General features: G+C 68.8%; 18 protein-coding genes. 12 read left to right on the forward strand and 6 right to left on the reverse strand.

What is annotated here, in order from left to right:
* The first annotated feature begins 198 nt into the window (after positions 1-198).
* From AB0J87_RS45845 to pknB, 7 genes are all read left to right on the forward strand, one after another.
* The gene (locus AB0J87_RS45845; RefSeq protein ID WP_091081864.1) at positions 199-939 is read left to right on the forward strand and encodes a DUF3662 and FHA domain-containing protein; all 741 of its coding nucleotides are present in this window, start codon (positions 199-201) and stop codon (positions 937-939) included.
* A 17-nt stretch (positions 940-956) separates the two neighbouring features.
* The gene (locus tag AB0J87_RS45850) at positions 957-1,427 is read left to right on the forward strand and encodes an FHA domain-containing protein (protein ID WP_350732387.1); all 471 of its coding nucleotides are present in this window, start codon (positions 957-959) and stop codon (positions 1,425-1,427) included.
* On the forward strand, positions 1,424-2,722 hold the full coding sequence (locus tag AB0J87_RS45855) for a Stp1/IreP family PP2C-type Ser/Thr phosphatase (protein WP_363977463.1): 1,299 nt from the start codon (positions 1,424-1,426) through the stop codon (positions 2,720-2,722). Before AB0J87_RS45850 ends, AB0J87_RS45855 begins: the two co-directional genes overlap by 4 nt.
* On the forward strand, positions 2,723-4,141 hold the full coding sequence (locus AB0J87_RS45860) for an FtsW/RodA/SpoVE family cell cycle protein (protein WP_363977466.1): 1,419 nt from the start codon (positions 2,723-2,725) through the stop codon (positions 4,139-4,141).
* Positions 4,138-5,598, forward strand: coding sequence for a penicillin-binding protein 2 (locus AB0J87_RS45865; RefSeq protein WP_363977469.1), 1,461 nt, complete (start codon positions 4,138-4,140; stop codon positions 5,596-5,598). Before AB0J87_RS45860 ends, AB0J87_RS45865 begins: the two co-directional genes overlap by 4 nt.
* 21 nt (positions 5,599-5,619) lie before the next feature.
* Entirely contained in the window at positions 5,620-6,969 is a 1,350-nt protein-coding gene (locus AB0J87_RS45870; protein ID WP_355203177.1) for a serine/threonine-protein kinase, read from the forward strand.
* Between the two features lie 83 nt (positions 6,970-7,052).
* Positions 7,053-8,924 carry a Stk1 family PASTA domain-containing Ser/Thr kinase gene (gene pknB, locus AB0J87_RS45875; RefSeq protein ID WP_363977473.1) on the forward strand — a complete coding sequence of 624 codons (1,872 nt, stop codon included), beginning with the start codon at positions 7,053-7,055 and terminating at the stop codon, positions 8,922-8,924.
* Between the two features lie 128 nt (positions 8,925-9,052).
* Here the strand turns inward: pknB and AB0J87_RS45880 are convergent, their stop codons facing one another.
* The 3 genes from AB0J87_RS45880 to AB0J87_RS45890 are packed head-to-tail and all read right to left on the reverse strand — an operon-like array spanning position 9,053 to position 10,384.
* On the reverse strand, positions 9,053-9,625 hold the full coding sequence (locus tag AB0J87_RS45880; RefSeq protein WP_355203182.1) for a gamma-glutamyl-gamma-aminobutyrate hydrolase family protein: 573 nt from the start codon (positions 9,623-9,625) through the stop codon (positions 9,053-9,055).
* A complete protein-coding gene (locus AB0J87_RS45885) occupies positions 9,622-9,780 on the reverse strand; it encodes a hypothetical protein (protein ID WP_363977476.1) in 159 nt (52 codons plus the stop codon). Before AB0J87_RS45885 ends, AB0J87_RS45880 begins: the two co-directional genes overlap by 4 nt.
* Position 9,781: 1 nt before the next feature.
* The gene (locus AB0J87_RS45890; RefSeq protein ID WP_355203187.1) at positions 9,782-10,384 is read right to left on the reverse strand and encodes a class E sortase; all 603 of its coding nucleotides are present in this window, start codon (positions 10,382-10,384) and stop codon (positions 9,782-9,784) included.
* Positions 10,385-10,527: 143 nt separating this feature from the next.
* Here AB0J87_RS45890 and AB0J87_RS45895 point away from each other — a divergent pair, with 143 nt between their 5' ends.
* On the forward strand, positions 10,528-10,773 hold the full coding sequence (locus tag AB0J87_RS45895) for a cell division protein CrgA (RefSeq protein WP_080047363.1): 246 nt from the start codon (positions 10,528-10,530) through the stop codon (positions 10,771-10,773).
* A 34-nt stretch (positions 10,774-10,807) separates the two neighbouring features.
* Here the strand turns inward: AB0J87_RS45895 and AB0J87_RS45900 are convergent, their stop codons facing one another.
* The gene (locus tag AB0J87_RS45900) at positions 10,808-11,674 is read right to left on the reverse strand and encodes a rhomboid family intramembrane serine protease (RefSeq protein ID WP_363977480.1); all 867 of its coding nucleotides are present in this window, start codon (positions 11,672-11,674) and stop codon (positions 10,808-10,810) included.
* A gap of 936 nt (positions 11,675-12,610) precedes the next feature.
* The gene (locus AB0J87_RS45905; RefSeq protein WP_357751944.1) at positions 12,611-13,147 is read right to left on the reverse strand and encodes a peptidylprolyl isomerase; all 537 of its coding nucleotides are present in this window, start codon (positions 13,145-13,147) and stop codon (positions 12,611-12,613) included.
* A gap of 235 nt (positions 13,148-13,382) precedes the next feature.
* Here AB0J87_RS45905 and AB0J87_RS45910 point away from each other — a divergent pair, with 235 nt between their 5' ends.
* Positions 13,383-13,805 (forward strand): YtxH domain-containing protein, encoded by a 423-nt coding sequence (locus tag AB0J87_RS45910; protein ID WP_363977483.1) that lies wholly within the window; start codon positions 13,383-13,385, stop codon positions 13,803-13,805.
* Positions 13,806-13,911: 106 nt separating this feature from the next.
* Positions 13,912-14,988 carry a hypothetical protein gene (locus AB0J87_RS45915; protein ID WP_363977486.1) on the forward strand — a complete coding sequence of 359 codons (1,077 nt, stop codon included), beginning with the start codon at positions 13,912-13,914 and terminating at the stop codon, positions 14,986-14,988.
* Position 14,989: 1 nt separating this feature from the next.
* Here the strand turns inward: AB0J87_RS45915 and AB0J87_RS45920 are convergent, their stop codons facing one another.
* The gene (locus tag AB0J87_RS45920) at positions 14,990-15,511 is read right to left on the reverse strand and encodes a hypothetical protein (protein WP_363977489.1); all 522 of its coding nucleotides are present in this window, start codon (positions 15,509-15,511) and stop codon (positions 14,990-14,992) included.
* A 124-nt stretch (positions 15,512-15,635) separates the two neighbouring features.
* On the opposite strand from AB0J87_RS45920, the gene AB0J87_RS45925 reads away from it, so the two are divergent.
* Together AB0J87_RS45925 and AB0J87_RS45930 are read left to right on the forward strand one after the other, a co-directional pair.
* Entirely contained in the window at positions 15,636-16,307 is a 672-nt protein-coding gene (locus AB0J87_RS45925) for a response regulator transcription factor (RefSeq protein ID WP_363977491.1), read from the forward strand.
* Positions 16,304-17,689 carry an ATP-binding protein gene (locus AB0J87_RS45930; RefSeq protein ID WP_363977494.1) on the forward strand — a complete coding sequence of 462 codons (1,386 nt, stop codon included), beginning with the start codon at positions 16,304-16,306 and terminating at the stop codon, positions 17,687-17,689. Before AB0J87_RS45925 ends, AB0J87_RS45930 begins: the two co-directional genes overlap by 4 nt.
* Positions 17,690-17,700: the final 11 nt, after the last annotated feature.

A 17,700-nucleotide genomic window follows, 5' to 3' on the forward strand; every position in this document is an offset into this window, starting at 1 on the left:
TGTGGGTGCGGAAAGAACACTAGCACGGAACAGCCACTGGTACTGAACCCGGATACGATCGCATAAGACACGGGAGCGGAGGAGCTGGGCGCGACAGCCGACGAGCGCCAGGGATGCCGTGACGTGGAACGAGCGGGAACCGGGCGCCGGACGCGTCTGGGGGCCGCGATCATATGCACGGAGGAAGGGAGGTACCCGGTGGGAGTCCTTCAGCGCTTCGAGCGAAGGCTCGAAGGCTTGGTTGAGGGGGCCTTTGCGCGGGCGTTCAAATCTGACCTTCAGCCGGTCGAGGTCGCCAGCGCGGTTCAGCGGGAGATGGATGAGCGTGCGGCGATCGTCGCTCAAGGTCGCACGCTTGTGCCCAACGACTTCGTGGTTGAGCTGTCCACGACCGACAGCGAACGGCTTGAGGTCTACGCCGACAGCATCAGTCACGAGCTGGCCAACCTTGCCAGGGAGTACGCCAAGGAACAGGGCTACTCCTTTGTGGGACCGGTCCGGGTCCGCTTCGAGACCGCCGGCGATCTGGCTGTGGGGCTGTTCCGCATCAGGTCCGGCGTCATCCGCGGCGCGACGGTCGAGCAGGACGAGATTCGCCAGCCGGCGAGCGACCTGCCTCCGTCGAGGCCGAACGCTTTCAACGGGCGGCCCAGGCTGCTCGTCTCCACTCAGGACGACCCGCAGGGCGACCGTTCCTACGAGCTCACCACTCCGGTGACCTTGCTCGGCAGGGGCACCGACTGCGATCTTCGTCTGGTCGATCCGGGAGTCTCGCGACACCACGCGGAGTTGCGGGTCGAGGGCCAGACGGTGGCCCTCGTCGATCTCGGGTCCACCAACGGCACTTTCGTCAACGGCCAGCCGGTACGCAGGATCGAGCTCCAGAACGGCACGCGAGTGACGTTGGGGCGCACGACTCTGGTGTTCCGGCGCGATTAGGGGTAGACAAGCGGTCCATGTCCGAGCTCACGCTGCTGCTGATCCGGCTCGCCTTCCTGGCGGTGCTGTGGTTCTTCGTCATTGCCGCAGTCGGCGTGATCCGGACTGACTTGTTCGGTTCACGCACGGCTCCCGCGGGTCCACGCAAAGGCGTGAAACCCACCAAACCGGCGGCGAAGCCCAAGAACAAAAAGGGCGAGCCACGCCAGCTCATCGTTACCGGTGGCCCCTTGCAGGGCACCACCATTAACCTCACGGAGACGCCCATCACCATTGGCCGGGCCAATGACGCCACGCTGGTAGTCACCGACGACTACGCTTCCAGCCGGCATGCCCGGCTCTTTCCCCAGGACGGTCAATGGATCGTGGAAGATCTTGGGTCCACCAACGGCACGTATCTCGACCGCTCGAAAGTCACCCGCCCGACCCCGGTGCCGCTCGGTGTTCCGATCCGCGTCGGCAAGACAGTCATTGAATTGCGCAAATGACCATCGCACTCCGCTACGCCGCCCGCTCGGACGTCGGCCTCCTCCGCGAAGGAAACGAGGACTCGGCGTACGCTAGCGGCCGCCTGCTCGCCGTCGCAGACGGTATGGGCGGGCACGCACACGGCGAGGTGGCGAGCTCAGTCGCCATCGCCGCCATGGCCTCTCTGGAAGAGGCCCAACAGGGGGGTGACCTGCTCAACGCCATCGAGGCAGCGGTACGCGACGCCAATCGCAAGCTGCACGAGATGGTGGGGCGGGATCCCAGCCTCAAAGGCATGGGCACGACTCTGACGGCCATGCTCTGGCACGGCACCCAGGTCGCTCTGGTGCACGTCGGCGACTCGCGCGCCTACCTGCTCAGGCGCGGGGAGCTCTACCAGATCACCCATGACCACACGCTGGTGCAGCAGCTCGTCGACGACGGGCGCATCACGCCGGAAGAGGCGGCCACGCATCCGCAGCGCTCGATCCTGCTGCGCGCGCTCGACGGCAGTGGTGAGGTCGATCCCGACCTGACCCTCCGCGAGGCGCAGATCGGCGACCGCTACCTGCTGTGTTCCGACGGCCTGTCGGGCGTGGTGAGCGCGGAGACGTTGCACGCCACGCTCACCAACATCGACGATCCTGAAGAGGTCGTGCGCCAGCTCATCGATCTGGCGAACAGAGGTGGCGGGCCCGACAACATCACCTGCGTGCTGGCCGACGTGGTGGAGATCACCGACGGGCAGCAGGTGCCCGCCGAGGCCGCCATCGTCGGGGCCGCCGGCATGACCCGGCTGCATGGCAACCCCCAGGAGACCCATCCGGGGCGAGCCAGCGCGGTGACCGCGCCCCAGCCGGTCCTCACCGACGACGACTTCGATGAGCCGGTCGCCGAGGCGCCCCGGCGCAGGCGTCGTCGTGTGTGGCCCGTGCTGGTCACCGTGTTCGGCATAGGCGTCGTCGCCGTCGGCGTCGGCGGTTATTTTGGATATCAGTGGACCCAGGACCAGTTCTTCGTCGGTGCTAGGGGCGACGAGGTGGTCGTGTTCCAGGGGGTCCAGAGAGAGCTGGGTCCCTTCCAGCTCTTCAAGGTCTCCAAGGCCACGGGCCGGCAGCTCTCCAAGCTGTCCGATGCCGACCAGGCGATGATCAAGGGCGGCATTCCGGTCACCAACGTCGACGAGGGCATGACGAAGATCAACGCTTTGAAGTTCGCCCAGGAGGACGACAAGGACGGCAGCGACACCCCCGCCACGACCGCCAGCTCGTCGCCCACGCCAACCGTGAGCGCGACCAAGACGAAGCAACGGTAAATGAGCGAAGTCGCAGATTCCCCCGTCCCGATGCCGGCCAAGCGCCGCATGGCCCAGCTCGTCATGCTCGCTCTGGCGGTGCTGATCGTCATGGGGGCCTACGCCAACGTGGGCCTGGCGGTGGACGGCAAGGTCCCCGCGGGCATGCTGGCGTACGGACTGGGTCTGGGCGGCCTGATGCTGGCCGCCTACCTCGTGCTGGCGAAGTTCGCCCCCTGGGCCGACCCCCTGATCCTGCCGCTGGTGACCCTGATCAACGGTCTCGGCCTGGTGATGATCTACCGGTTGGAGGCCGCCAAGATGGGCGGCGCGTCCACCACCAACCAGATCATGTGGACGGGTCTCGGCGTCGTCATGTTCTCGATCACCCTGGTCGTGCTGCGTGACCACCGCATGCTCCAGCGCCTGACCTACACCGCGGGCGCCGTCGGCCTGGTCCTGCTCGCCATCCCCGCGCTGCTGCCGGGCAGCCTCAGCGAGGTGCAGGGCGCCAAGATCTGGATCCGCATCGGCGGCTTCTCCATCCAGCCGGGCGAGTTCGCCAAGCTGGCGCTGGTCGTCTTCTTCGCCGGCTATCTGGTGGCCAAGCGCGACGTGCTGGCGCTGGCCGGGCGGCGGCTGCTCTTCATCGACCTTCCCAGGGCCAGGGACCTCGGCCCCGTCCTCATCACCTGGGGGCTCAGCCTGCTCGTCCTGGTCTTCGAGAAGGACCTGGGCACCTCGCTGCTGCTGTTCGGGACGTTCATCGCGATGCTCTACATCGCGACCCAGCGCACCTCGTGGGTGCTGATCGGCGTGCTCCTCTTCGTCGGCGGCGCCTTCCTCGCCGGGCAGGTCTTCGACCACGTCGGCGCCCGCTTCGACGCCTGGCTCGATCCGAGCAACCCGATCTACTACGGCAACGACCCCGTCTGCCTGAAGGATCCGCCGGGCGACCCGATGTGCAGCAAGAGCTTCCAGATCATGCAGGGCCTGTTCGGGTTCGGCGCGGGCGGCATCCTGGGCACGGGGCTCGGCGAGGGCAACCCCCAGCTGATCCCGCTGTCGTTCTCCGACTTCATCTTCGCCGCGACCGGCGAGGAGCTGGGCCTGACCGGCCTGATGGCGCTGCTCATGATGTACGCCCTGCTGGTCGAGCGCGGCCTGCGCACCTCGCTGGCGGCCCGCGACCCGTTCTCCAAGCTCCTGGCGGGCGGCCTGTCGTTCATCCTGGCCTGGCAGGTCTTCATCATCGTCGGCGGTGTGACGAATCTCATCCCCCTGACCGGCCTGGTCACCCCGTTCATGTCCCAGGGTGGCTCGGCGTTGCTGGCTAACTGGATCCTTATCGCGCTATTGGTACGCATGTCAGATGCGGCCCGGCGGCCTCCGCCCCAGGCGATCCAGAACGAAGGACTGACGCAGGTGTTCCAGCGATGAACAGCCCTCTGAAGCGCGTGGCGGTGGCCTGCCTGGCCATGTTCGCGCTCCTGATGATCAACGTGAACTACCTGCAGGCGGTGAAAGCGGAGGGCCTGCGCGGCGACGCCCGCAACACCCGCAACTTCTACGAGCGCTACGCCATCGAGCGCGGCCGGATCACGGCGGGCGGCAAGGTGCTCGCGCAGTCCGTCGAGACCAAGGACCCCCGGTTCAAGTTCCTCAGGCAATACCCCGAGGCCAGGCTCTACGCCCACGTCACCGGGTTCTTCTCGCCGGAGAGCGAGAGCGCCATCGAGAGGTCCGAGAACCAGCTGCTCAACGGCTCCAGCGCCGACCTGCTGCTGCGGCGGAGCATCGACCTGTTCACCGGTGAGCCGACCAGGGGCGCCAACGTCGATCTCACGATCAACCCCAAGGCGCAGAAGGCGGCCTACGACGCGCTGCGGCAGAGCGGCAAGCGCGGCGCGCTCGTGGCGCTAGACCCGAAGACGGGCGGGATCCTGGCGATGGTCTCACTGCCCACCTACGACCCGACCGAGCTGTCCGGCACCGACAAGGGCAAGGTCTTCCCCCGCTTCGACGAGCTGGCCAAGGAAAAGGGCCAGCCGCTGCTCAACCGCACGATCGCGCAGACCTACCCGCCCGGCTCGACGTTCAAGGTCGTGACCATGGCGGCCTACCTGGAGGACGACTCCTCGCGCGGGCCGCAGACCACCGTGGACGCGCCGCAGCGGCTGCCGCTGCCCAACACGAACATCAGCCTGCCCAACTACGGCGGCGCGGCCTGCGGCTCCGGCTCGGTCACGCTGACGTACGCGCTGGAGAAGTCCTGCAACACGCCGTTCGGCAAGATCGGCATGGAGCTGGGCTACGACAAGATGAAGGAGCAGACCGAGAAGTTCGGCATGGGCCAGCCGGTCGCCGTGCCGATGTCGGTCACCGCCAGCGACTTCGGCCCGGAAGAGGACAAGGCGGCCCTGGCCATGGCCTCGATCGGGCAGCGCAGCAACCGCATGACCCCGATGCAGATGGCCATGATCGCCGCGGGCATCGCCAATGACGGCAAGGTGATGAAGCCGTACCTGGTCAACAAGATCACCGACGCCAAGGGCGACACCATCAACCAGGCCGACCCCGAGGAGCTGTCGGAAGCCGTCAGCTCCGAGACGGCGGGCAAGCTGCGTGAGATGATGGTCAGCGTCGTCCAGAACGGCACCGCAAACCTGGCGCAGGTCCCAGGCGTCCAAGTAGCGGGTAAGACGGGCACCGCGGAGACGGCCGACGGCCAGCCACCGCATGCCTGGTTCATCTCCTTCGCGCCTGCCGAGGATCCGAAGGTGGCCCTGGCGGTCATCGTGGAGTCCGGTGCTGCCAACGTCGGTGCGGAGGCGACCGGCGGCCACACCGCCGCGCCGATCGCAAAGGCCGTGCTGGAGGCGGTGCTGAACAAGTGAGTGACGGTAACCTGCTGGGTCATGCGGCTCCGTAACCGCTATCTCCTGATCTCCCGCATCGCCACAGGCGGTATGGGGGAGGTCTGGCGCGCCCGTGACGAGTTGCTCGGGCGCGAGGTGGCGGTGAAGATCCTGCGCAGCCACATCTACGCCGACCCCACTTTCCGTGAGCGGTTCAGGAACGAGGCGCGCATCACCGCGGCTTTGGCCGACCCGGGAGTGGCGCAGATCTTCGACTACGGCGAGCAGAGCGACCTGGCCTATCTCGTGATGGAGCTGGTGCACGGCGAGCCGCTGTCGGCGATCCTGGCGCGCAACCGCTCCATCGGGCCCGAGGTGACGCTCGACGTGGTGGGCCAGACGGCCAAGGCGCTGCACGCCGCGCACACCTCCGGGATCATCCACCGCGACATCAAGCCGGGAAACCTGCTGGTCACCTCAGAGGGGACCATCAAGGTCACGGACTTCGGCATCGCGCGGGCCCTGGAGGCGGCTCCGGTCACGCAGACGGGCACGGTGCTGGGCACGGCCCAGTACGTCAGCCCCGAGCAGGCCCAGGGGTTCCCGCTCACTCCCGCGACCGACCTCTACTCGCTGGGCGTGGTGGCCTACGAGTGTCTGGCCGGGCGCACGCCGTTCCGCGGCGACAGCCAGGTGGCGATCGCGCTGCAGCACCTCAACGAGCACCCGCCGCCTCTCGGGGTGGACGTGCCCGCGCCGGTGCGCGAGCTGGTCATGTCGCTGCTGTCGAAGGACCCCGCGCGGCGCCCGGCCTCGGCGCTGGAGGTGGCCGACCGGGCCTACCTGCTGCGCGAGTCGCTGGCCAGCGCCGAGCAGGGCGCCGACCTCAGCATGCTCACCGACCCGGGAGGCTTCCGGGTACGCGAGCCGGCTCCGGAGGACGAGCAGGAGACGGACCACCTCCACTCGGCCACCACGCCGCAGGAGCCGGCCGTGGGAAAGCGCCACAGGAGGACGCTGGCCCTGGTGGCCACCGCGGGCTGCGCGGCCGCGGTGGGGCTCAGCGCCATCACGTTCGCCGACCGGCAGCCCACGCAGCCGACGCCGGACGTGGCCGAGCCGACCAAGTCGGCGGTGGCGCCGCCGGACCGGGCGACACCCTCGCCCACGAAAAGACGTACCAAGCGGCCTTCCGTAGTTCCGGTGAAGTCACCGAGGCCTATACCCTCGCGGTCAGCTACGGTAAGCAAGTCGGCAACACCCACCAAGAAGCCGACACCGAAACCGACCCCGACCACCCGTACCCCTACGCCCACACCGACCCCAACGCCCACCACTACACCCAAAACTCCGACACCCACCGCCTCGCCGGACCCGGGTGATACAAACCCGCCCAAGGAGGAGACGTGATGCGCTTTGGGGTCGATGATGGACACCGGCGGCCCCCCGAGCAGGCCGGTACCCAAGATGAACGGTAAGGGACAGTGCAGGAAATGACTCAGCCTCGGCTACTCGGAGGTCGCTACGAGCTCGACGGTGTCGTCGGGCGCGGCGGCATGGCCGAGGTGTATCGTGCCCGAGACATCCGGCTGGACCGCATAGTCGCGATCAAAACCCTCCGGTCCGACCTGGCGCGCGATCACACCTTCCAGGCCCGCTTCCGCCGCGAGGCACAATCGGCCGCCTCTCTGAACCACCCGGCCGTCGTCGCGGTCTATGACACCGGCGAAGACGGTACCGAAGGCACCCCCGTGCCGTACATCGTGATGGAGTACGTCGACGGCCGGACGCTGCGCGACCTGCTGCGCCAGGACCGGCGGTTGCTGCCGGAGCGCGCGGTCGAGCTGGTCGACGGCATCCTGCGAGCCCTCGACTACAGCCACCGCGGCGGCATCGTGCACCGCGACATCAAGCCGGCCAACGTGATGATCACGCGCGCCGGCGACGTCAAGGTGATGGACTTCGGCATCGCGCGCGCGATGGCCGACTCCGCGGCCACGATGACGCAGACGGCGCAGGTGATCGGCACCGCCCAGTACCTGTCTCCCGAGCAGGCGCGGGGCGAGCGGGTCGACGCGCGCAGCGACATCTACTCCACCGGTTGCCTGCTCTACGAGCTGCTGACCGGGCAGCCACCGTTCACCGGCGACTCTCCCGTCGCGATCGCCTACCAGCACGTGCGCGAGGACCCGATCCCGCCGTCGCAGATCGACCGCGACATCCCCCCGTGGGCCGACGCGATCGTGCTCAAGGCCATGGCCAAGGACCCCGCCCACCGCTACCAGAGCGCGGGCGAGATGCGGGCCGACATCCAGCGGGCGATGTCCGGGATGCCGACCGACGCGCAGACGATGGCCATGAACGGCAACTTCAACCAGGGCACGCGGATGATGACCGCGACCCAGGCGGGACAGGGCCCGGCCACCCAGCGCACCACCGCGGTCCCACCCTACGAGTACGACGAGGGTGGCAGTGGCGGCGGCCGTGGCGGGCGCCGCAGGGCGAGCGGCGGCGGGAACAACGCCGTCAAGACCGCGCTGTGGATCATCGTCCCGCTGGCGATCATCGGTGCGTTCATCGGGGTCGGCTACTCGGTGTTCGGGTCGAAGGGCACCCCGGCCGCCACGCAGGTCACGATCCCGTCGCTGGCCAGCCAGGAGCGCGCGTACGCGGAAGAGCAGCTCAAGAACCTCGGGCTCACCGTCCAGGTGGTCCAGGAGAACAGCGACGACGTCGACAAGGGCAGCGTCATCAAGACCGACCCTCCCGAGAACTCCAAGGTCGACAAGGGCTCCCCGGTCAAGCTGGTCATCTCGAAGGGCCCGGAGAAGGTCAAGGTGCCCGACGGCCTCATAGGCCAGTCGCAGGAAGACGCCATGAAGACACTGGAGGACGCGGGCCTGCGCGGCACGGTCAAGACCAAGGTCTCCAGCAAGTCGCAGGGCACGGTCATCGACACCAGTCCCAAGGCCGGCGAGGCGATCGAGAAGGGCGGCGCGGTCACCCTCTACGTGCCCAAGGAGCTCGGTGAGGTGCCCAGCGTGATCGGGCTCACCGAGGCGGACGCCAAGGCCCAGATCAAGGCCGCCGGCTTCAAGGCCAGGGTCGTCCCGCAGGCGAACGAGCAGCCCGAGGGCACGGTCATCCAGCAGAACCCGGGTGAGGGCGCCAAGCAGGCACCGGGCACGACCATCACGATCGTGGTGTCCACAGGTCCCGGCCTGGACACGAACAACCCGCAGCCCACCACGGAAGTTCCGACGGACACGCCCACGGACGACCAGACGGACTTCCCATCCGACGGCGACCAGCCGACCGACGACAACCCGATCGGTGACGACGGCCTCGGAGGCAACGGCAACTGAGACATGAAGAAGGGCCGCCCGGGAACGGGCGGCCCTTCTTCATGTCGTCGCTGACACAAGAACGCCCCCGCCGCTCGGGGGCAACGGCGGGGACGTTCACTTGGTAGTCGCTCGCCGGGGGACATTTGTTACAAGATTCCTCGCAGCCAATTCTGGAGCAGCCGGTGGCCGTGCTCCGACAGCACGGACTCGGGGTGGAACTGGATGCCCTCGATGGGCGCCTCACGGTGGCGCAGGCCCATGATGACGCCGTCGCCGGTGCGGGCGGTCACGTCGAGCACGTCGGGGACGGTCTCGGGCAGCACGGCGAGCGAGTGGTAGCGGGTCATCCGCACGGGCGAGGGCAGCGTCTCGAACACGCCCTTGCCGTCGTGGGTGACGGGGCTGGTCATGCCGTGGACGAGCTCGGGCGCGCGGGACACGGTGGCGCCGTACGCGACGGCGATGGCCTGGTGGCCGAGGCAGACGCCGAGCAGCGGCCGGCGGCTCTCGGCCGCGTGGTGGACCAGGGGCACGCTCACCCCGGCCGCCTCGGGGGTGCCCGGGCCCGGGCTGATCAGGACGCCGTCGAAGCCGTCGGCGTCGCTCACGCGTACGTCGTCGCGCGGCCGTACGTCGCAGTCGGCGCCCAGCCCGCGAAGGTACTGCACGATGGTGTGGACGAAGCTGTCGTGGTTGTCCACGACCAGCACGCGGCTCATTTCCTCACGCTCACCTCGTCGAGTGTCACCATGGGCTCGAGTAGCGGAAACACGACATACCAGAGTACGACCCCCACGACGGCGACCATCACGGCGGCCGTCAGCAGCTTGGTCCGCGCGGTGCCGGGCAGCTTGCGCCAGAGCCAGGCGTACATGTCACTCCTCGTCCTCGGTCGCGTCCTTGAGCACCCCGTAGACGATCAGGCGCTCGGCGGCCGAGTATTCGGGGTGGCAGGTGGACAGCGTGATGAAGGCCCGGATAGGGCGGATGTCGGGCTTGCCGGGCACGGGGGCGAACACGTCGACCTCATCGGGTTTCACGATGTCCTGAGAGGTCACCCGGTACGTGTACGTGGTGCCGCCGGCCTCCACGACGATCTCGTCGTCGCGTTCGAGCTCGTCGATCTCGTTGAACGGGGCCGCGTACGTGGTGCGGTGCCCCGACACCACGAAGTTGCCGACCTGGCCCGGCAGGGCGCTGTCCGGGTAATGTCCCGGGCCCTTCTTCAGGTGCTCGGTGTCCACACCCTCGACCACGGCGTACTCGTAGTCGCGGCCCAGCTTGGGGATACGCAGCAGCGCCATGGGCCTGCCCGGCTCGGGCTTGACCGCCTTCCGCGTCGCCAACTGGCGCTGGAGCAGCCGCTGCTGGCTCTGGGTGTACGCGCCGGTGCCCCAGAGCAGGTACGCGCAGAACAGCATCATGATCAGGCCCGCGGTGATGCTCGTCTCTCCCACGGCCCGCAGCGTGGCCCGCATGCGATCAGCGTATTCGGGTCAGAAGCCGCAACCGGGGATCGCCATGTCCCGCGCGTGGCGGCTATCCTTGACCACACTTCAATTAGGCTTACCGAAGAGCCTGTGGACGATCCGGAAGCCCAGGCCCTCAGCAGGAGTTACCAGTGCCCAAGTCCAAGGCTCGCAAGAAGGCGGTCTACACCCCGCCGCAGAGATCACAGCAGGTCAAGGTCAGCCCTCGCTGGCTGGCACCCACGATGGTCGCGGCGTGGATCATCGGCATCCTGTGGATCGCGATCTACTACGTCGCACCACGGGCGCCCTTCTTCAGCGACCTCCAGAACTGGAACCTGCTGATCGGGTTTGTTTTCATCATCTTCGGGGTGGTGCTTTCCACCCGCTGGCGTTAGTTCTTTCCACAGCCTTTTCCACAGCCTGGGGAAGTCACACCGCGCTCATGATGGCCGACACCCTGACCATCACGAGCACGGCCAGCACGGCCAGCGCTCCCACGATCGCCAGCACCTGCCACAGAGGCCTGCTGTTCTTGGGAGCGTAGGCCAGCGCGCCCGCCAGCACCGATCCCGTGATCAGGCCGCCGATGTGGCCCGTCCAGCTGATGCCGGGCACGATGAAGGTGATCGCGAGGTTGATCGCGATGAGCGCGGCGATGCCGCGTACGTCCATGTTGAGCTTGCGCCCGACCACGAACACTGCGCCGAACAGGCCGAAGATGGCCCCTGACGCGCCGACCGTCGGCTGGTTGAGGGCATCCATCCAGAGGCTCAGCACCGAGCCGCCGATCGCGCTGATGACGTAGATCGCGAGGTAGCGGACGTGACCGAAGGCGCGCTCGAGGTAGGGGCCGACGACGTAGAGCGCCCAGCAGTTGAACAGGATGTGGAAGATGCTGCCGTGCACGAACGCGACGGTGATCAGCCGGTAGAACTCGCCGAGCACGGCCACCCGCGCCGGGAACATCTCCAGCTCCGCGGTGACGCGCTCGCCGGTGAGGTATTGGGCGCCGAAGACCAGGACGTTGAGGACCAGGATGGTGTACGTCACGATCGGCGTGCGTACGACGCTGCCGCCGAAGGTGGACTTCGCCTCGCGGATGCCCTTGTTGCCCTCGGCCACGCACTCAGGGCACTGGAAGCCCACGGCGGCGTCGCGCATGCAGTCGGGGCAGATGGGGCGCTCGCACCGCTGACACCGGACCCAGGTCTCCTTCTCGGGGTGCCGGTAGCACGTGGGCACCGCCTCAGCGGGCTGCTCGGGCTGCGGGGGCGGGCTGGGCGGCTGGCTGGTCATGACCGAAAGCCTATGGCTTACACGCCCTACCCGCGTGTCCTCACCCCTCGCCCCTCACCCCGAACCCCCGCCACCGACCAGCGGAACGCAGCTGGCGACTGACGGACGGCGGCTCGCGGGCGGCGGACGGTTGACGGCGGGCAGCGGACAGCGGAAGGCGGATGGCGGATGGCGGACAGCGGCTGGTCGCCGGTGGACGGCGGACGGGCGACGGCGGCTGGGCGACGGCGGCTGGGCGACGGAACGCGGCGGCCCCAAGGCCCAGGACCATCATGCGGGGGCCCGACCACGGCATCGCACCCGCCCTCACCGCGCCGCTTTGGCGAAACGGAGCGCGGCGTAGCCCAGCGCCACCGCACGGCGACGACCACACCCCCACCATCGAGACGCCACACCCGCCTTCACCGCGCCGCATCGGCGAGGTGGGGTGCGTTGGAGTCCGGCGCCATCGTGCGGCGGCCAGTGCGCCGGCTCGTTCATGGCGCCACGTCGGCTGTGTAGGCGTCTGGTGCACGTGTGGTGCCCCCGCTTGGGCTGGGGTGCCGATGTCCGCCGCTCCTGGGCGGGCGGAGTGCCTCCTACGGGGGGACGACCGGGAGGGAGGACGGCCGGGCCGGAGCGCGACCGGGCCGTCCCATCCCGAGGACGCCGCCGCAGGCGCGACCCCGAGCCGCCCGATAAGCGTCCGAAGGGGGACACGGCCCCGAGGCGCCCGAGAAACGTCCGAAGGGGGATACGACCCCAAGCCGGACCAATGAGCGCCCGATGGGGATGTAGCCCCTAGCCGACCCAATAAGCGCCCGGTGGGATGTGGCCCCGGCCGGACGGATAAGCGCCCGGCGGGATATGACCCCGGGCCGGCCTGAGGGCCGGCCGGTGGGGGCATGGGTGGGGCCGCCCCACGGCCTTGTGGGTGGGGCGGGGGTGGGTGGTGGGTCAGGCGGGGACGCGGTCGATGGTGACGGACTCGATGACGACGTCCTCCGCCGGGCGGTCCCGGCGGTCGGTCTGGGTCTTGGCGATGGCGTCCACGACGTCCTGGCCCTCGACCACCTCACCGAAGATCGTGTGCCTGCCGTTCAGGTGCGGCGTCGGCACGACCGTGATGAAGAACTGGGACCCGTTGGTCCCCTTGCCGAAGCGGACGCCCGCGTTGGCCATGGCCAGCAGGTACGGGCGGTTGAAGTACAGCTCCGGGTGGATCTCGTCGTCGAACTCGTAGCCCGGGCCGCCGGTGCCCTGGCCGAGCGGGTCGCCGCCCTGGATCATGAATCCGGAGATCACCCGGTGGAAGATCGTCCCGTCGTAGTAGCGCGCGGTGCTCTTCTCCCCGGTGCCCGGGTGCGTCCACTCTCGCGAGCCTTCCGCGAGCTCGACAAAGTTGCGCACCGTTTTCGGGGCTCTGTTGGGGAAGAGCTCCACCTTGATATTTCCACGATTGGTCTGCAGGTTTGCGATCAGCTTCTCAGCCACGAGACAGCCGCCCCCTCTATGTACAGGGTTAGTTCTGTGATGTTTTGAGGACTATGGCCGTAAGGCCTCCAGAGCCATCCTCCCACGGCTCGCCATGATTGAGCCGCCTTGTCCAGGGAAGGTCAGGCTCGGGGCCCCAACGACAGGGGAGGTTGTCGTGTCCCTGACAATGAAAAGACGCCGCGTGGTCATAGAGGTACCCGCCACGTGGACGGGCCGAATGAAGGCCCGGGCCGTGCGAACCGGCCACCTGATGGCGCCCGTGGCGGACCAGGCCAAGATGGCCGCCGCCCAGCGCCTCGAGGACGCCCGCTACTGGGTGGCGCCACGGATTCACTCCGCGGCGCACGGGTTCGAGGATCAGGTCGCTCCCAGGGTCAGCTCCATGCTGATCACGGCGGCCAGGAAGATCGACCCCACGCCCACGCGGTCGCGGCGATGGCCGACGCTCGTTCTGCTGACCGGCCTCGCGGTGGGGGCGATCGGTTACATGTTCTACCGCCGCAACGCCCAGCAGTGGACCGAGCATATGAAGGACTCCGCCTCCGATGCGTCACGTTGGGCCAGTGAGAAGGCCGACAGGACCGCCGAGTCTGCGGAGCGGATGGCGGGCCGTGTGTCCGACAAGGCAGATGAGGCATCTCGCAAGATGTCCTGATCCGGTGCTGCCGGAAGGGAAGCGCGTCCTCGGTTGATCCCGAGGGCGCGCTTCCCGTTTCCGGACCCCCGTTGACGAACCACCAAGCGCTTGCTACAAACCCGGCATGGCGCTGTCTCCCTTAGACGACTACCCCGTCCACCAGGCCGCGCAGGTCATGCGGCACGTCGCCACCTCCGACCGCAACTTCTACGACCGCTACTACTTCAACTGCCACCCCGGCACCGACGAGCTCATGCTGATCGTCGGCCTCGGCCAGTACCCCAACCTGGGCGTCACCGACGCCTTCGCCTGCGTACGCCACGGAGACCTGCACCGCGTCGTACGGGCCTCCCGCGAGCTGGGAACCGACCGGATGAACACGGAGATCGGCCCCTTCCGCGTCGAGGTGCTCGAAGGGCTCAAGCGGCTCAGGGTGGTCCTGGAGCCGAACGAGCATGGCCTGTCCTTCGACCTGCTCTGGGAGGGCACGATCCCGGCGACGCTGGAGCCGCGGCACTTCCTGCGGTGGCAGGAGCGGGTCATGTTCGACTCGGTACGCCTGGCACAGACGGGGCGCTGGTCCGGAAATATCAGGATCGGCGAGCAGGACATACCGGTCACGCCCGACCGCTGGCAGGGCACCAGAGACCGCTCCTGGGGCATCAGACCGGTCGGCGAGCCCGAGCCGCCCGGCATCCAGACCAAGAACGCGGGCACGTTCTACTGGCTCTACACACCCATGCAGTTCGACGACCACGCCATCCTCTGCATCATCCAGGAGGACGAGCGCGGCCGCCGGATGCTGGAGGAGGCCGTACGCGTCTGGCCCGACGGCCGCGAGGAGGAATACCTCGGCAGACCGGACTACCGCCCGGTCTACGCCCCCGGCACCCGCGACGTCGTGGAGGCCACGATCACCTTCTCGCCTCCCGGCGGCAAGCCGTTCGACGTGCGCTGCACCCCGATCCTGCCGGTGCACCTCATGGTCGGCACCGGGTACGGCCTGGAGCCGGACTGGAAGCACGGCATGTACCAGGGTGAGGGGCCGGTCGTGCAGGGCGTGACGTACCGGCTGCCCGACGACGCCGCCAGAATGTGGGGCATGGTGGACGCCGTCGGGCGCTTCGAGTACGACGGGCTCGTCGGCCACGGCCTCTACGAGTACTGGGCGCTCGGACCGCACCCGTCCTTCTCGGAATGACCTAGTCGGTCTTCTCGCAGATGATCTTTACCGCCTTGATACCGACCGACGGCGCGTCCAGCTTCTCGCCGGGCTTCGCCGGCTGAGCGGGCTGGGCGGGCATGGCCTGCACGCTGTCGGGCAGCTTGCCGTCCTCCGGGAGGGGCACGGTCTTGGTCACCTCCAGCATCTCGCCGTCCTCCGGGACGGGCACGGCCTTCGTCACCGCCAGCCCCTCGCCCTCCTGCGTGACGGTCCCGGCCCGGGCCCCGTCCAGCGGCGGCGCCTCGCCGTCGGGAAGGGCGTCGACCTTCACCGTGTCGCTGGGCTTGAACTCGCGCACCTTGCCGTCAGGACCGACGATCTTGCCGGCCGGGGCCGTCCGCGCGAATTCGGCCAACTCGACGGTCTTGCCGTCGGCCGTCTTGCAGGTCACCTTCGCGCCGGCGGTGCCCGGGGTCTCGTCGGCCATGGCGGAGCCGGTCAGGCCGGTGATGGCGAGTACGGCGACCGCGCCGAGCAGCGCGAGACGACGCTTGAACATGGGTTCTCCTCACTGAGATCGGTCGAACGCCTCCGAGACTGGCCCGGCGTACCTGAAGTGATCCTGAAGAGGCCCTAAATGATCTTCAGGTTGGCTTTAGGTGACCTGAGGCACCCTGGTCGGTGTGCGAGTGCTACTGGTGGAGGACGAGGAGCGGCTGGCCGACCTGGTGAAGGGCGGCCTGGCGGGCGAGGGCTTCGCCGTGGACGTGGCCCACGACGGGCGTGACGGCCTGTGGATGGCCACCGAGAACACGTACGACGTGATCGTCCTGGACGTGATGCTGCCCAGGATGAACGGCTACGCCGTCTGCGCCAAGCTGCGCGAGGCGGGCGACTGGACGCCGATCATGATGCTCACGGCCAAGGACGGCATCTACGACGAGGCCGAGGCGCTCGACAACGGGGCCGACGACTACCTGGCCAAGCCGTTCTCGTACGTGGTGCTGCTGGCCAGGTTACGGGCGCTGGTGCGGCGGGGCGGGCGGGAGCGGCCCGTGTCGATCACCGTGGGCGACCTGGTGGTGGACCCGGCGGCGCTGAAGTGCCGCAGGGGCGAGGTGGAGATCGGGTTGACGCCCAAGGAGTTCGCGGTGCTGCACGCGCTGGCCCGCCGCCCCGGCGAGGTCGTGTCCAAGGGCGAACTGCTGGCCCAGGCCTGGGACTTCTCCTACGACGGCGACCCGAACATCGTCGAGGTCTACATCAGCGCCCTGCGCCGCAAGATCGACACGCCTTTCGGGCGGACGACGCTCATGACGGTCCGCGGCGCGGGCTACCGGTTGGAGGCGGCATGAGCCCACTGCGCAAAGCGTCGGCCGCGCTCTCGTCCGTACGGCTGCGGGCGACCGCCGCCGCGACCCTGGTGGTGGCCCTCGCCCTGGGCCTGGCCGCGCTGGCGCTGGTGGCGGTGCTGCGCGGCACGCTGGAGAACAACGCCGACGCCGAGGCCACCAGGAAGGCCGTGGCGGCGGCGCCGTACGCGCAGACGCTGGACTTCGCGCGCGCCACTCCGCTCTCACCCGGCGTCACGGCGCCCGCGGACACTCTCGACAAGAGCTCGATCGCCATCACCAAAGACGTGACCAAGCACGGCGAGCCGCTCGCGATCGTCGGGAAGAGCGGCACGGTCCAGCTGCGCGACGGCACGACGGCCGCGATCGCCGACCCCGACGTCCTGCTGACCGACGACAAGAGCGCCTCGGCCACCGAGTGGGCGGCGCCGCAGAAGTACGCCGTCGCCGGCGTCGAGGTGGCCACCGTGGGCGGCCCCGCCATGCTCTGGTCGCGTGTCCCCCTGGAGGGCACCGAGAAGGCGCTGCAGACGCTCTACAGCGCGCTGCTGCCCGGCGTGCCCGCCGTGCTGCTCGTCGTGGCCGGGATGACGTGGATCTCGGTGGGCCGCGCGCTGGCCCCCGTGGCCGCCATCCGGGCCAAGGTCGCCGACATCACGGCCCGCGACCTGCACCAGCGCGTGCCCGTACCCGGCTCGAAGGACGAGATCGCCTCCCTGGCCACCACCGTGAACGGCACCCTCGACCGCCTGGAGACGGCCGTGGACACGCACAAGCGGTTCGTCGCGGACGCGGCGCACGAGCTGCGCAGCCCCATCGCGACCCTGCGCGCCCGCCTGGAGCTGGCCGAGCCCAGCGAGCTGACCAGGGAGGCGCTGGCCGACGTCGAACGCCTGCAGTCCCTGGCCGCCGACCTGCTCATCCTGGCCAAGCTGGACGCGGGTGAGCCGCTGCGCGCGGCCGAGTTGGACCTCGGCCAGGTGGCCGCCGAGGAGTCGGTACGCGCCAGGCGGCGGCCCGAGGTGCGCCTGGAGCTGGACATCGAGCCGGACGTGGTCATGAAGGGCTCCCGGGCCCACCTCGACCGCCTGATGACGAACCTGGCCGACAACGCCGTCCGGCACGCCGCCTCCACCGTGCGGGTGCTCGTACGCGCCGAGGAGGACCAGGCCGTGCTGGAGGTGCGGGACGACGGGCCCGGGATCCCGCCGGAGCAGCGGGAGGCGGTGTTCGCCCGGTTCACCAGGCTGGACGAGGCGCGTGCCAGGGACGCGGGCGGCGCCGGGCTGGGGCTGCCGATCGCGCGGGACATCGCGCACCTGCACGGCGGCACGCTCGTGTACGCAGATTCCGGATTTATCGCCAAATTTCCCCTGAACCACTGAAGATCTGCAAA

This window comes from Nonomuraea sp. NPDC049625 (assembly GCF_040675285.1).
In the GTDB taxonomy this organism is placed as follows: Bacteria; Actinomycetota; Actinomycetes; order Streptosporangiales; family Streptosporangiaceae; genus Nonomuraea; species Nonomuraea angiospora_A.

What these genes read in the sequence shown, in the direction of transcription:
- AB0J87_RS45850 (WP_350732387.1), top strand. Translation starts at nt 957, where the DNA reads ATGTCCGAGCTCACGCTGCTGCTGATCCGGCTCGCCTTCCTGGCGGTG.
- AB0J87_RS45855 (WP_363977463.1), top strand. Translation starts at nt 1,424, where the DNA reads ATGACCATCGCACTCCGCTACGCCGCCCGCTCGGACGTCGGCCTCCTC.
- AB0J87_RS45860 (WP_363977466.1), top strand. Translation starts at nt 2,723, where the DNA reads ATGAGCGAAGTCGCAGATTCCCCCGTCCCGATGCCGGCCAAGCGCCGC.
- AB0J87_RS45865 (WP_363977469.1), top strand. Translation starts at nt 4,138, where the DNA reads ATGAACAGCCCTCTGAAGCGCGTGGCGGTGGCCTGCCTGGCCATGTTC.
- AB0J87_RS45870 (WP_355203177.1), top strand. Translation starts at nt 5,620, where the DNA reads ATGCGGCTCCGTAACCGCTATCTCCTGATCTCCCGCATCGCCACAGGC.
- pknB (WP_363977473.1), top strand. Translation starts at nt 7,053, where the DNA reads ATGACTCAGCCTCGGCTACTCGGAGGTCGCTACGAGCTCGACGGTGTC.
- AB0J87_RS45880 (WP_355203182.1), bottom strand. Translation starts at nt 9,625, where the DNA reads ATGAGCCGCGTGCTGGTCGTGGACAACCACGACAGCTTCGTCCACACC.
- AB0J87_RS45885 (WP_363977476.1), bottom strand. Translation starts at nt 9,780, where the DNA reads ATGTACGCCTGGCTCTGGCGCAAGCTGCCCGGCACCGCGCGGACCAAG.
- AB0J87_RS45890 (WP_355203187.1), bottom strand. Translation starts at nt 10,384, where the DNA reads ATGCGGGCCACGCTGCGGGCCGTGGGAGAGACGAGCATCACCGCGGGC.
- AB0J87_RS45900 (WP_363977480.1), bottom strand. Translation starts at nt 11,674, where the DNA reads ATGACCAGCCAGCCGCCCAGCCCGCCCCCGCAGCCCGAGCAGCCCGCT.
- AB0J87_RS45915 (WP_363977486.1), top strand. Translation starts at nt 13,912, where the DNA reads ATGGCGCTGTCTCCCTTAGACGACTACCCCGTCCACCAGGCCGCGCAG.
- AB0J87_RS45920 (WP_363977489.1), bottom strand. Translation starts at nt 15,511, where the DNA reads ATGTTCAAGCGTCGTCTCGCGCTGCTCGGCGCGGTCGCCGTACTCGCC.
- AB0J87_RS45930 (WP_363977494.1), top strand. Translation starts at nt 16,304, where the DNA reads ATGAGCCCACTGCGCAAAGCGTCGGCCGCGCTCTCGTCCGTACGGCTG.